12 protein-coding genes and 1 pseudogene are annotated in these 13,786 nt (G+C 65.0%); 9 read left to right on the forward strand and 4 right to left on the reverse strand.

Going from position 1 to position 13,786, the window contains the following annotated elements; all coding sequences use genetic code 11:
• Positions 1-36: 36 nt before the first annotated feature.
• Positions 37-1,920, reverse strand: a complete 1,884-nt coding sequence (sppA, locus tag SBA_RS09225) for a signal peptide peptidase SppA (RefSeq protein ID WP_261936636.1) — start codon at positions 1,918-1,920, stop codon at positions 37-39.
• A gap of 152 nt (positions 1,921-2,072) precedes the next feature.
• Here sppA and gpmA point away from each other — a divergent pair, with 152 nt between their 5' ends.
• From gpmA to SBA_RS09270, 9 genes and pseudogenes are all read left to right on the forward strand, one after another.
• On the forward strand, positions 2,073-2,759 hold the full coding sequence (gene gpmA / locus SBA_RS09230; protein ID WP_224550737.1) for a 2,3-diphosphoglycerate-dependent phosphoglycerate mutase: 687 nt from the start codon (positions 2,073-2,075) through the stop codon (positions 2,757-2,759).
• A gap of 127 nt (positions 2,760-2,886) precedes the next feature.
• Positions 2,887-3,375, forward strand: coding sequence for a 5-(carboxyamino)imidazole ribonucleotide mutase (gene purE / locus SBA_RS09235; protein ID WP_224550736.1), 489 nt, complete (start codon positions 2,887-2,889; stop codon positions 3,373-3,375).
• A 10-nt stretch (positions 3,376-3,385) separates the two neighbouring features.
• A complete protein-coding gene (locus tag SBA_RS09240; RefSeq protein ID WP_261936637.1) occupies positions 3,386-4,456 on the forward strand; it encodes a 5-(carboxyamino)imidazole ribonucleotide synthase in 1,071 nt (356 codons plus the stop codon).
• Positions 4,457-4,556: 100 nt separating this feature from the next.
• Positions 4,557-5,048, forward strand: a complete 492-nt coding sequence (locus tag SBA_RS09245; RefSeq protein ID WP_261936638.1) for a dihydrofolate reductase — start codon at positions 4,557-4,559, stop codon at positions 5,046-5,048.
• 108 nt (positions 5,049-5,156) lie between these two features.
• Positions 5,157-6,098 (forward strand): bifunctional riboflavin kinase/FAD synthetase, encoded by a 942-nt coding sequence (locus tag SBA_RS09250; protein ID WP_224550732.1) that lies wholly within the window; start codon positions 5,157-5,159, stop codon positions 6,096-6,098.
• Between the two features lie 64 nt (positions 6,099-6,162).
• Positions 6,163-9,096, forward strand: coding sequence for an isoleucine--tRNA ligase (ileS, locus tag SBA_RS09255; protein ID WP_261936639.1), 2,934 nt, complete (start codon positions 6,163-6,165; stop codon positions 9,094-9,096).
• Entirely contained in the window at positions 9,093-9,602 is a 510-nt protein-coding gene (gene lspA / locus SBA_RS09260; RefSeq protein WP_261936640.1) for a signal peptidase II, read from the forward strand. Before ileS ends, lspA begins: the two co-directional genes overlap by 4 nt.
• On the forward strand, positions 9,602-10,015 hold the full coding sequence (locus tag SBA_RS09265; RefSeq protein WP_261936641.1) for a DUF3035 domain-containing protein: 414 nt from the start codon (positions 9,602-9,604) through the stop codon (positions 10,013-10,015). The genes lspA and SBA_RS09265 overlap by 1 nt, the downstream gene beginning before the upstream one ends.
• A 159-nt stretch (positions 10,016-10,174) precedes the next feature.
• A pseudogene (locus tag SBA_RS09270) lies at positions 10,175-10,887 on the forward strand (IS5 family transposase).
• 116 nt (positions 10,888-11,003) lie between these two features.
• Here SBA_RS09270 and SBA_RS09275 read toward each other — a convergent pair.
• The 3 genes from SBA_RS09275 to dxs all read right to left on the reverse strand — a co-directional run bounded on the left by SBA_RS09275 (position 11,004) and on the right by dxs (position 13,745).
• Positions 11,004-11,324, reverse strand: a complete 321-nt coding sequence (locus SBA_RS09275; protein WP_261936642.1) for an ArsR/SmtB family transcription factor — start codon at positions 11,322-11,324, stop codon at positions 11,004-11,006.
• Positions 11,311-11,760, reverse strand: coding sequence for an SRPBCC family protein (locus SBA_RS09280; protein WP_261936643.1), 450 nt, complete (start codon positions 11,758-11,760; stop codon positions 11,311-11,313). The genes SBA_RS09275 and SBA_RS09280 overlap by 14 nt, the downstream gene beginning before the upstream one ends.
• A gap of 65 nt (positions 11,761-11,825) precedes the next feature.
• Positions 11,826-13,745: a 1-deoxy-D-xylulose-5-phosphate synthase gene (dxs, locus tag SBA_RS09285; RefSeq protein WP_390902422.1), complete on the reverse strand. Its 1,920-nt coding sequence runs from the start codon at positions 13,743-13,745 to the stop codon at positions 11,826-11,828.
• Positions 13,746-13,786: the final 41 nt, after the last annotated feature.

The following is a 13,786-nucleotide window of genomic DNA, read 5'->3' on the forward strand; positions in this document are numbered from 1 at the left end:
GCACTCGCAGGCGGCAGAAGCGCATCTGTTTTCAGCTTAGCGCCACAGGCCCGCGAGCATCGCCAGGACGCCACGGTCTTCCGCGGCATTGCGCTGCCTGGGCGCACCATAGCCACGGCATTCCAGACAGTCGGCGCGCACGCCTGCGCCGATCACCAGCGCCTTGACGTCCGATACCGCCTGCATCGCCCAGCCGCGTTGCAGCCAGGCCTGTCGCGCAAGCATGTCGCGGGGCGCGCTGGCGTCACCTTTTTCGCGGTCGGCGATCGACTGGACGAAGGCGGCGAAGCTGTCGGGCTGCTTCTCGATATAATAGGGTTTCGCCTTGGCGGGATCGACCTTCGCGCGGCGCGCGGCTTCGGCGATGGCGTCTTCGAGGCCGCCGAAGCGATCCACCAGGCCGATCTGGCGCGCGGTGCCGCCGTCCCAGACGCGGCCCTGCGCGATGGCGTCGATCGCCTGCGGGCTTTTGCGGCGCGATTGCGCGACGAGGCCGACGAAGCGGCGATAAATGTCCTCGACGCCCAACTGCATGATCTGATCGAATTGCGGCGTGGTGCCGCCGGTGACGTCGGGCTGGCCGGAGAGCGGCGTGGTGCGCACGCCGTCGGTGGTGATGCCCATCTTCGCCAGCGTGCCTTCGAAGCTGGGGATGATGCCGAACACGCCGATGGAGCCGGTGATCGTGTCCGGCTCGGCGAAGATGACATCGGCCGGAGTCGATACCCAGTAACCGCCGCTGGCCGCGACATTGGCCATGGAGACGACCACCGGCAGTCCGGCGGACTTGGCTTTCAGGATCGCGCCGCGGATTTTCTCCGACGCCATGACCGATCCGCCAGGGGAATCGACGCGGACGACCAGCGCCTTCAAATCCTTTTCATCGAGCGCGGTCAGCAGCAGGTCGGAGACGGTGTCGCCCGCCGCGGTGCCGGGGCCGGCTTCGCCATCGACAATGTCGCCCGCGATCGTCAGCACGCCGATCTGGCCGTCATTGGCGGGCTTGCGGGCCTTCACATAGGATGCAAGGTCGATGGTGGCGAAGCTGCCGGCCTTGTCGCTGGCGGCGTCGCCGGCGATCTGGGCGACACGGTCGCCGAAGGCGGCTTCGTCGCCAAGCTTGTCGACCAGCCCGTTGGCAAGCGCCGCCTTGCCCATGTCGCCCCCGACCGCCTGCGCCGCGGCGAGCGGGTTGGCGGCGTAGGCAGCGATCTTCGCGCGGGGCCGCGCCCTGGTCACGTCGTCCTGCCAGCTTTGCCACAGGGCGCCGGCGAGCGCCTGGTTGGCCTGTTTGGCTTCGGGCGACTGTTCGGTGCGGGTGAAGGGTTCGACGAAGCTCTTATAGGTGCCGACGCGATAGACGTGGGTGTTGACGCCCAGCTTGTCGATCAACCCCTTATAGTAGAGGTTCGAGCCGCCCCGGCCCATGATCGCGACGCCGCCCAGCGGGTCGCTCCACACTTCGCTGGCATGGGCGGCGATCTGATAGCCGTCGTCGCTATAGAGGGTGGCATAGGCCAGGACCGGCTTTTTCGCGGCGCGCACGGCGTCGAGCGCCTTGCCCACGCGGGCCATCGCGACCTGGCCGCCGCCCATGAAGCCGTCGAGGTTCAGGACCACGGCCTTGACCTTGGCATCGGTCTTCGCGGCGTCGAGCGCGGCGACGATGTCGGACAGCCGATATTCTTCGCTGTCGGGCCCGGAGCCGGACAACAGCGCCATCGCGCCCACTTGCGCCGGCTGTTCCACGATGCTGCCGTCCAGATCGAGCAGCAGTGCGCCCGACGACACGGTCTTGCCCGGCTTTGGCGAGTAGGAGAGGGCGGCGTAGAGCGCGCCGAAGAAGAGCAGCAGGAAGAGCAGGACGAGGCCGTCCTTGATCGCGACCAATATGCGCCAGGCGCCCTTCACAAATGCCAAGTTGCTGCTTCCTTCCGTTGACCCTGTCTGGCTATCCGATGGACGCGCCGACTGCAATGTGGGGGGCGTGGATCGGGCGACAAGCTTGCGCGCGCGATTTAGCGCGTTATGGGGAGCCATCATTCGCCGTTATCGTGCAGGAGACGCGCCCAATGCCCACTCTCGTCCTCATCCGCCATGGCCAGTCGTCATGGAACCTGGAAAACCGCTTCACCGGCTGGTGGGACGTGGACGTGACCGAGAAGGGCGCCGAAGAAGCGCGCGCCGCCGGTCGCCTGATGGCGGAAAAGGGGCTGGACTTCGACCAATGCTATACCAGTTTCCAGACCCGCGCGATCAAGACGCTCAATCTGGCGCTGGAGGAAATGGGGCGGCTGTGGTTGCCGGTCGAAAAGGACTGGCGGCTGAACGAGCGCCATTATGGCGGGCTGACCGGCCTGAACAAGGCGGAAACGGCCGCCAAGCATGGCGACGATCAGGTCAAGATCTGGCGTCGCAGCTTCGACATTCCGCCGCCGGTGCTGGAAGCGGGCAGCGCATTCGACCTGTCGGCCGACCGCCGCTATGACGGTATCGCCATCCCGTCGACCGAGAGCCTGAAGGACACGATCGCGCGCGTCCTGCCCTATTGGGAGGCGACGATCGCGCCCGACCTGAAGGCCGGCAAGCGCGTGCTGATTTCGGCGCATGGCAATTCGCTGCGCGCGCTGGTGAAGCATCTGTCGAACATTCCCGACGACGAGATCACCCATCTGGAAATCCCGACCGGTCAGCCGATCGTCTATGAACTGGCGGACGATCTGCGCGCGATCGAGCGTTATTATCTGTCGGAGCGGTAAGAGTGCCGCCGTCCTGACCGCGAACGGAAATTAACTGACAGTTATATTGCCCCTTGGCGGCCCGACCGCTAAGGGGCTTTGCTTTCCGGGCGACCTGTCGCGTCGCTCGTCCCAGGGGAAGCAGCATATGAGCGGGGCAGTCACGGTCGGCATCATCATGGGGTCGCGGTCCGATTGGGACACGATGCGCCATGCCGCCGAAACGCTCGAAGCGCTGGGCGTGCCGCACGAATGCAAGGTGGTGTCGGCCCACCGCACCCCGCAGCGCCTCTATGACTATGCCACCGGCGCGGTGGGCCGCGGCCTGAAGGTCATCATCGCCGGGGCTGGCGGGGCGGCGCATCTGCCCGGCATGACCGCGTCGATGACCCGCCTGCCGGTGCTGGGCGTGCCGGTCGAATCCAAGGCGCTGAAGGGCATGGATTCGCTGCTGTCCATCGTCCAGATGCCCGGCGGCATCCCCGTCGCCACGCTGGCGATCGGCAAGCCCGGCGCAATCAATGCGGGACTGCTCGCGGCATCTATCCTGGCAACGACCGACGATGTGCTGGCCGACCGGCTGGACGCCTGGCGTGCGCGCCAGACCGAGGCCGTGGCCGAAACCGTCGAGGATTGAAGGCAGGATCATGACGACCATCGCGCCCGGCGCCACCATCGGCATTCTCGGCGGCGGCCAGCTCGGCCGGATGATCGCCACCGCAGCGGCGCAACTGGGCTATCGCACCCATATCTACGCGCCCGAAGACAGCGGCCCGGCCGCGGACGTGTCGCCCAACTGGACGCGCGGCGCCTATGAGGACCCGCAAGCACTGGGCGATTTTGCCGACAGCGTCGATGTCGTCACCTATGAGTTCGAGAATATCGATCCCGCCGCGGTCGAAGTGCTGTCCACCCATGGGCTGGTCCGCCCCGACGCGCAGGCGCTGCGTGTGGCGCAGGACCGGCTGGCTGAGAAGCGCTTCGTTTGCGACCTGGGCGGGCTGACCGCGCCCTTCGCACCGGTCGAGAGCCTGGACGATCTGGAAAGCGCGATAGAGCAGGTCGGCAGCCGCGCGATCCTGAAGACCAACCGGATGGGCTATGATGGCAAGGGGCAGGCGCGCCTGTCCGAGCCGGGGGATGCGGTGGGCGCGTGGAACGCGATCGGACGGCAGAGCGCGATATTGGAAGGGTTCGTGACCTTCGACCAGGAATTTTCGGTGATCCTGGTGCGCGGCCATGACGGCGCGGTGCGATTCTGGGATTCGGCGGCCAATGTCCATGTCGATGGCATATTGGCGACCTCGACCGTGCCCGCGGGCGCGTTGATCGCGGGGCAGATGGCGCAGGCGCGCGGCATGGCGCAGAAGATCGCCGACGCGCTGGGCTATGTCGGCGTGCTGACCTGCGAATTTTTCGCCAGCGCCGATGGGCCGGTGTTCAACGAAATGGCGCCGCGCGTGCATAATAGCGGCCACTGGACGATCGAGGGCGCGGTGACGAGCCAGTTCGAGAACCATGTCCGCGCCATTTGCGGCCTGCCGCTGGGCGACACGGCGCTGGCCGCGCGGGGCGTGGCTATGCGCAACCTGATCGGCGACGATGTCGACGACTGGCAGGCCATCCTGTCCGACCCGGCGAACCACCTGCACCTCTATGGCAAGCATGAGGCGCGGCCGGGTCGGAAGATGGGGCATGTGACGCGGTTGACGCTGTAAATGGGCGTGTTCCCGCGAAGGCGGGAACCCAGTCGAGACGGCTGGACTGTGTTCCCGCCTTCGCGGGAACATGATGCGCTTTAATGGGGAGGGTCGTTATATGAGCCGCGCAGATATCGTCCTCGTCCTCGCCCGCGCCGACAATGGCGTGATCGGCAAGGATGGCAACCTGCCCTGGCGCCTGCCCGCCGACCTCAGGCATTTCAAGGCGGTGACGCTCGGCCATCCGATGGTGATGGGACGCAAGACGTTCGACAGCCTGCCCGGCCTGCTGCCCGGTCGTCGTCATATCGTGCTGACGCGCGATCGCAACTGGCGCGGGGAGGGGGCGGAAGCCGCCCATGACGTCGAAAGCGCGATCGCCCTGGCCGATGCGCCGGTGGTGATGGTGATCGGCGGGGCGGAAATCTATCGGTTGTTCCTGGGCCAAGCCGACCGGATCGAACTGACCGAGGTGCATCTGGAGGCGGCGGGTGACGCGAGCATCGCCTATCCCGATCCGGCGGACTGGCGCGAAACGGCGCGGGCGGACCATGAGGCGCTGGATGGGCGGCCGGCCTATAGTTTCGTGACGTTGGTGCGGACGCGTTGATCGTCGCGATCCGTTTGCGCAGCGCCCTTCGACGTCGCTCGGAGCGAACGGATGACAGGGCAAGCATCCTGATTGCCACGTTCGTCACGCCCCCCTATAGGCCGCGGCATGGAGCGGCTTAGCAGCAGCGCCCCGATCCCTGCGCATCTGCGCGGGAGCATCATGGCGCTCGGCAATTTCGACGGGTTTCACGCGGGCCATCAGGCGGTGGTCGCGCGGGCGATCGCGCGTGCGCGCGCCGAAGGGCGACCGGCGATCGTCGCCACCTTCGATCCGCATCCGGTGCGGCTGTTCCGGCCCGAAACGCCGTGGTTCCGCCTGACGACGCTGGACCAGCGGCAGGCACTGTTCGCCGCGGCGGGGGCCGACGCGATGCTGGTGTTCGCCTTCAACCCCGCCATGGCGGCGATGCGGGCGGATGAGTTTGCGGCCTTCCTGGTGCAGGAAATGGGTGCGGCCGGTGTGGTGACGGGGGAGGATTTCACCTTCGGCAAGGCGAAAGGCGGCACCGTCGCCACGCTGGCCGAACTGGGCGCGGCGCTGGGCATGGCGGCGGAAGCGGTGCCGGCCGTGACCGATAGCGGCGGCGAGATCATTTCCTCCAGCCGTATCCGCGATGCGCTCAAGGCCGGCGATTGCACCACCGCGACGCGGCTGCTGACGCGGCCCTTCACCATTCAGGGGGTGGTGCAGCATGGCGACAAGCTGGGCCGGACCATCGGTTTTCCGACCGCCAATATCGACATGGGCCATTATCTGCGGCCGGCCTATGGCATTTATGCGGTGCGCGGGCTGTTGGCTGACGGGCGGGTGCTGGATGGCGCGGCGAACCTGGGTATCCGTCCCAGCTTCGATCCGCCCAAGGAATTGCTGGAGCCGCATTTCTTCGATTTCGCCGAAAGCCTCTACGACCAGATCATTGAGGTGCAGTTGATCCACTATCTGCATCCCGAGTTGAAATATGACGGGCTGGACGCGCTGATGGCGGGGATCGCGAAGGACTGCGTGGACGCGCGGCAAATCCTTGCGGGAACGCCCCGGCTCGCTTAATGCCGCGCAGTTATTCCTAAACCCGTTCGCGGCGCGAGCGGATGTTTGTAGATACCGGACACCCATGACCGACGCACCTGATTATAAGTCCACCGTCTTCCTGCCCGTCACCGACTTCCCGATGAAGGCCGGCCTGGCCCAGAAGGAGCCGGCGATCGCCGCCAAGTGGGAGGCGATGGACCTCTATGGCAAGCTGCGCGAGAAGCGCGCCGGCCGCGAACGCTTCATCCTGCATGATGGCCCGCCCTACGCCAATGGCGACATCCATATGGGCCATGCGATGAACAAGGTGCTCAAGGACATCATCGTCCGGTCGCAGTCGCTGCTGGGCAAGGATGCGCCCTATGTTCCGGGCTGGGATTGCCACGGCCTGCCGATCGAATGGAAGATCGAGGAAGAATATCGCAAGAAGAAGCTGAACAAGGACGAGGTGCCCGCCGCCGAATTCCGCGCCCAGTGCCGCGCCTATGCCGACAAATGGGTGGGCGTGCAGAAGGATCAGTTCAAGCGTCTGGGCGTGATGGGCGACTGGGCCGATCCGTATCTGACGATGAAGTTCGACGCCGAAGCGACGATCGTGGGCGAACTGCTGAAATTCGCGGAAAGCGGCCAGCTCTATCGCGGCGCCAAGCCCGTCATGTGGTCGCCGGTCGAAAAGACCGCGCTGGCCGAGGCGGAAGTGGAATATGAAGACGTCACCTCGACCCAGATCGACGTGGCGTTCGAGATCGTCGAAGCGCCGAACGCGCCGGAGCTGGTCGGTGCGCATGCGGTGATCTGGACGACCACGCCCTGGACGATCCCTGTCAATCAGGCGATCGCGTTTGGGGAGGACATTGAGTATGTGTTGGTTCCATCCAAAACCGACGGTCGCCAGTATCTGGTAGCTAAGGATTCGGCTTTGATTTTGAGCTTCGTTTCCAGACTGACCGGAAAGAATTTCGCGCGTTGGGCGGACGCTATGGCGCTGGCTGGAGAAGATGAGCGCGTGGGCGATTGGTTGGCTTGCTTTGCCGACAACTCGTTCGCGAAAGAGCAACGTGTCTTCAAAGGCACCGACCTCGCAGGCGCGATCGCCCGTCACCCGATGCACGCGCTGGGCGGATTCTTCGCCAAGCCGCGCCCGCTGCTGCCCGCCGACCATGTCACCACCGACGCGGGTACGGGCCTCGTCCATATGGCGCCCGACCATGGCGAGGAGGATTTCATCGCCTGCAAGAAGCTGGGCATCGACCCGGTCTTTGCGGTCAACGACGCGGGCTTCTACCGCGACGACTGGGACTGGCTGCCGGGGCAGGGCAGCGTCATCAACACCAAGTTCAACGGCGCCGAAGGCCCGATCTGCACCGACCTGCGCGCGGTCGGCGCGTTGCTGTCGGCCAGCGACTTCCGTCACAGCTATCCGCATAGCTGGCGGTCGAAGGCGCGGATCATCTATCGCTGCACCCCGCAATGGTTCATTCCGATGGATAAACCCCAGGAAGACGGGGTCGCGGACGTCGATGGCGGCGTGATGCCGACCCCTGTGGTCAGCGGCAATGGCCCCACGCTGCGCGAAATCGCGGTCGATGCGATCGAACATACCCGCTGGGTGCCGGAGCGCTCGACCAACCGTATTCGTTCGATGGTGGAAGGGCGTCCCGACTGGGTCATCAGCCGCCAGCGCGCGTGGGGCGTGCCGATCGCCCTCTATGTCCATCGCAAGAGCGGGCAATATCTGGTCGATCCGGCGGTCAATGCCCGCATCATCGACGCGTTCAAGGGCGCCGGTGCGGACGCCTGGTTCGGTGCCGATCATCAGGCGCTGCTCGGCCCGGACTATGACTTCAACGACTATGAGGTCGTGAACGACATTCTCGACGTCTGGTTCGACAGCGGTTCGACCCACAGCTTCGTGGTCGAGGGCCGCTATGGCGAAGGGACGCGCGCCGACCTCTATATCGAAGGGTCGGACCAGCATCGCGGCTGGTTCCAATCCTCGCTGCTCGAAAGCTGCGGTACCCGCGGTCAGGCGCCCTACAAGGCGGTGCTGACCCATGGCTTCGCGCTGGACGGCACGGGCAAGAAAATGTCCAAGTCGCTCGGCAACGTGGTCGATCCGCTCAAGATCATGAGCGAGAGCGGCGCCGACATCCTGCGCGTCTGGGTCGCCAGCACCGACTATTTCGATGACGTCCGCATCGGCAAGGAAGTGCTGGCCGGCTCGTCCGACGCCTACCGCAAATTGCGCAATACATTCCGTTACATGCTGGGCGCTCTTTCAGACTATGATGAAGAGACGGAAGCCGTGTCCTACGCGGAAATGCCGGAGCTGGAGCGTTATATGCTCCACCGTCTGGCGCAGCTCGACGCGGAACTGCGCGCCGTGGTGGACAAGGCTGCGAAGAGCGAGAACTGGCTGGAATTCAGCCGCTACACCCGCGCCATCTTCGATTTCGCGAACAGCGACCTCAGCGCCTTCTTCTTCGATATCCGCAAGGATTGCCTCTATTGCGATGCGAAGTCGGACCCCAAGCGGCGCGCCTATCGCACCCTGCTCGACACGCTGTTCCATGCGCTGGTGCGCTATGTGGCGCCGATCATCCCCTTCACGGCGGAAGAAGTGTGGCAGAGCCGCTTCCCCAATGAGGAAGAGAGCGTCCATTTCCTGGAATGGCCCGAAGTCGACCGTCACTGGATCAACAGCCATCTCAATGACAAATGGGGCGAACTGCGCAGCCAGCGCGAACAGGTGAATGAGGCGATCGAGCCCTTCCGCCGCGAGAAAATCATACGGTCCAGCCTGGAGGCTGACGTCACCATGGGGGAATTGCTGCCCAGCGACGGTGTCGACTTCGCCGAAGTGGCGATCGTCGCGCGCGTGACCATGGGCGTGGGCGACGGCATCGTGGTGAAGCCCAGCGACTGGCATAAATGCGGCCGCTGCTGGCGCAAGCTGCCGGAAGTGACCGAGGAGGGCACGCTATGTGACCGCTGTGACGAGGTGCTGAAGGCATGAGCGCGGTCAATCACCGCCCGCTGGGCCTGACCGTCGCGATCGTGACGCTCGCGCTCGACCAGCTCATCAAATATAGCGTCACCTATCCGCTGGCGCTCAAGAGCAGGCTGGACGGGATCGATATCCTGCCGATCTTCCGCTTGCGCTGGCTGGAAAATCGCGGCGTTTCCATGGGCTTCTTCCATGCCGACACGAATGTCGCGCGCTGGGCGCTGGTGGGCATGACGATGCTGATCGCCGGTTTCGTCGGCGTGTGGATGTGGCGTGAAAAGGCGCGGCAGGATGTCGCGGCGCTGGGCCTGGTGCTGGGCGGGGCGATCGGCAATATCGTCGATCGGATGCGGCTGGGCTATGTCGTCGATTATGCCGACCTGCATTTCGGCGAGTGGCGGCCTTTCCTGATTTTCAACCTGGCGGACGCCGCCATCACGATCGGCGTGTTGATCCTGCTTGCGCGGGCGTTGCTGCTGCGCGACAAGAGCGCAAAGACGGAGACTTTGAAGTAATGCGTAAACTGATCCTCGCTGCCGGCCTTGTGTCCACCCTGTCCGCCTGCGGCGGCGGCGGTGGCCTGTTCAACCGCCAGCGCCCCGATGAATTCGCCGTCTCGCGCCAGGCACCCCTGATCATTCCGCCCGACTTCGCGCTGGTGCCGCCTGCGCCGGGCACGCCGGCCGCCGCGTCGGTCGATTCGAGCAAGGCCGCGATGGACGCGATGTTCGGCGGTCCCGCCGCGCGTAGCGCCGGCGAAGGCGCCACGCTCAACGCCGCGGGGCGCGCCAACGCCGCATCGGGCATCCGTTCGTCGGTGGGCGATCCCGGCACCGAAGTCGTGGACAAGGGGGCCACCACCCGCGACATCATCGCCGCGCCCGAAGGCGACGGCCAGCAAGCGCGCGCCGCGACGCCGCAGCCTTAAGGACGACCTTTGGACAAGTTTGGGTCGGCAGGCGACAGGGGTGATTCCTGTCGCCTGCCGCGCTAAGGGCTGTGGGGATTTAGGATTCCCCTTTTGCTGGAGTTGTGATTCACACTCTGGATGGATCGCTTTGTACTGACGGACGCCCAATGGGCGCAGATGGAACCGCACTGTCTGGGCAAGATCACCGACCCCGGACGCAGCGGCAGAAACAACCGGCTGTTCGTGGAGGCAGTGCTGTGGATTGTCCGCACTGGAAGTCCATGGCGCGACCTACCGGCGATGTTCGGCAATTGGAGCACGGCATTCCGCCGATTTCGCGATTGGCGGGAAGCCGATGTTTTCAAGCGGATTTTCGATGCTCTGTCGGATGAACCCGACATGGAATACGCCATGATCGATGCCACCATCGTCAAGGTTCACCGGCACGGCCAGGGCGCAAAAGGGGGACTCAGAGCCAGGCCATTGGTCGTTCCAAAGGAGGCATGACGACCAAGATCCTGGCTTTGACCGATGCGCTGGGCAACCTTGTCCGCTTCCGCTTGATGCCCGGCCACCGCTTCGACACGGTTGGCGTTGCTCCACTCATCGACGGCATCAAGTTCGGCGCACTGCTCGCTGACAAGGCTTTCGACAGCAACGATATCGTCGCCGATCTCAACGAGCGGGGTGCAAAAATCGTCATCTCGCAGCACCCGCGACGCGCCAGACCCATCCCGCTCGACGCCGAAATGTACAAGTGGCGCCACCTCATCGAAAACTTCTTCTGCAAACTCAAGGAATTCAAGCGTATCGCCATGCGCGCCTGCAAAACCGATCGCAGCTTCGAGGCCATGATCCACCTCGCTGCAGCCGTCATCAATTCCCGGTGAATCCCCACAAGCCTTAGAGCGCGCGGCGTTTAATCGGACGCAAGTCGCACGCTCTAAGTTTTTGTTGTCGCATCGTTTCAAGCAGAAAAGCGGTTCCCACTTTTCCGCACGATGCTTTAGCTGGCCTCGACAAAAGCCTTGAGCCGGGCGAGGGGGCCGTCCCATTGGGCATTGACCTCGTCCAGCCACGACCGGGCGGCTTCGATCGCCTCCCGATGCAGCGCATAATGGACTTCGCGTCCGCTCTTGCGACGATGCACCAGCCCCGCGCCGTGCAGCACGTCCAGATGCTTGGCGACCGCCTGCCGGCTGATCGCCAGCCCTTCGCCCATTTGCACGATCGATCGTTCGCCGCCGTCGCTGAGGCGGCCGACCATGCCCAGCCGGGTCGCGTCGCCCAGCGCGGCGAACAATTGCGCCGGTTCAGCCTTCGACATAGCGTCTGATATTCTGCACCTGCTCCGCCCAGCCGCCGTCGTTGGAGCGCAGGACGCTGGCGCGGCGCGGTTCGGGGACATGATCGAACCCGCTTTCGGTGACGGTCAGCCTTGTGCCGCCGGCGGTCGGCTCCAGCCGAAACTCGACCAGCGTCCATTCGGGCACGCCGTTCCGGATCGCATCCTCGTCGCCGCCGGTGGCGGGCCATTCGAAGGCGAAGCGGGTCATCGGCTCGATCGCGACGGTGCGCGATTGCCAGGGGAAATGTTCGTAGCCGGGATAGGTCATGTGGCCGGTCGAGCCTTGCCCGACGGCGAAGGGCTGGTCGAGCGCGACCAGGAACCAGGCACCGAATTTTTCATGATCGATAAGCGCGTCCCACACCTTGGCGATGGGCGCGGCGATGTCGATGGTCTTGATGATATGGTCGGGCATATAGGCAACCTCCTGATTGTCTATATGATCCGATTTTCCGTTACAGGCAACCCTATGGTTGCTGGTCAGGCCCGCGCTTCCGTGCCCACGCTGTTGTGGCGCAGCGCAGTGAGGACTGTGTCCACGATCGCGTCGGCATCCAGCCGGGCGTCTGCATATTGTTTTTCGGGCTTGTCCTGATCCTGGAAAATGTCGGGCAGGCGCATGGTGCGCAGCTTGAGGCCATTGTCGATCAGGCCGAGATCGCTGGCCAGCGTCAGGACATGCGCGCCCAGACCGCCGATCGCGCCTTCCTCGATGGTCACGGCGACTTCGTGGCTGGTCAGCAGCTTGCGGATCAGCGCTTCGTCCAGCGGCTTGGCGAAGCGCAGGTCGGCGACAGTGGTGGACAGGCCCTTGGCCTCCAGCGCTTCGGCGGCCTTGAGTGCTTCTTCGAGGCGGGTGCCGAGCGAGAGGATGGCGACCTGCCGCCCTTCGCGGACCAGACGGCCCTTGCCGATTTCAAGCCGTTCGGGAATTTCCGGCATGGCGACGCCAGTGCCGTTGCCGCGCGGATAGCGCAGCGCGATCGGGCCGCTATCATGCATGGCGCAGGTATGGACCATATGAACCAGTTCGGCTTCGTCCGCCGCGGCCATCACCACCATGTTGGGCAGGGTCGCAAGATAGGTGACGTCGAAACTGCCCGCATGGGTCGAGCCGTCGGCGCCGACCAGGCCGGCGCGGTCGATGGCGAAGCGGACGGGCAGGTTCTGGATCGCGACGTCATGCACGACCTGGTCGTAGGCACGTTGCAGGAAAGTCGAATAGATGGCGCAGAAGGGGCGCATCCCTTCGGCCGCGAGGCCCGCAGCGAAGGTGACGGCATGTTGTTCGGCGATGCCGACGTCGAAGCTGCGGTCGGGGAAGGCCAGTTCGAACTTGTCGAGGCCGGTGCCCGACGGCATCGCCGCGGTGATGGCGCAGACCTTGGGATCGCGCTGCGCTTCGGCGATGAGCGCCTGGGCGAAGACATTGGTGTAGCTGGGCGGTCCGGGCGGGGCCTTCGCTTGCGTGCCGGTGACGATGTCGAACTTCTGGACACCATGATATTTGTCGGCCGCTGCTTCGGCCGGGCCATAGCCCTTGCCTTTCTGCGTGACGACATGGACGAGGCACGGCCCTTCGGCCGCGTCGCGGACGTTTTCCAGCACTGGAATCAACTGGTCGAGATTATGGCCGTCGACCGGACCGACATAATAGAAGCCCAGTTCCTCGAACAAAGTGCCGCCCATCGCCATGCCGCGGGCGAACTCGTCCGTTTTGCGCGCGGCATTGTGGAGCGGGCGGGGCAGTTTGCGGGCGAGGCGCTTGGCGATGTCGCGCAGGCCGAGAAATTCGCGGCTGGAGACGAGGCGGGCGAGATAGGCGGACAGGCCGCCGACCGGCGGGGCGATCGACATATCATTGTCGTTGAGGATGACGATCAGGCGATTGCCGGCCGCGCGGGCGTTGTTCATCGCCTCATAGGCCATGCCCGCCGACATGGCGCCGTCGCCGATGACGGCGATGCCCTTGCCGGGGCGATCCTGCATCTTGTTGGCGACCGCGAAGCCCAGCGCCGCGCTGATCGAGGTGGAGCTGTGCGCCGCGCCGAAGGGGTCATAATCGGATTCGGCGCGCTTGGTGAAGCCGGACAGGCCGCCGCCCATGCGCAGGGTGCGGATGCGGTCGCGCCGGCCGGTCAGGATCTTGTGCGGATAGCATTGGTGGCCGACGTCCCACACCAGCTTGTCCTGGGGGGTGTCGAACACATAATGGATCGCGGTGGTCAGTTCCACCACGCCGAGGCCCGAGCCGAGATGGCCGCCGGTCACGCCGACGGCGGAGATGACCTCCTGCCGCAGTTCGTCTGCCAACTGGCGAAGCTGGTCGGGCTTGAGGGCGCGCAGGTCCGACGGCCAGACGACCTGGTCGAGGAGCGGGGTTTCCGGGCGATCATTCATCAAAGACATAGGCTCCCGAGGCCCAAAGGCCGTTCCGGATC

Origin of the sequence: Sphingomonas bisphenolicum (assembly GCF_024349785.1) — a bacterium.
GTDB lineage: Bacteria > Pseudomonadota > Alphaproteobacteria > Sphingomonadales > Sphingomonadaceae > Sphingobium > Sphingobium bisphenolicum.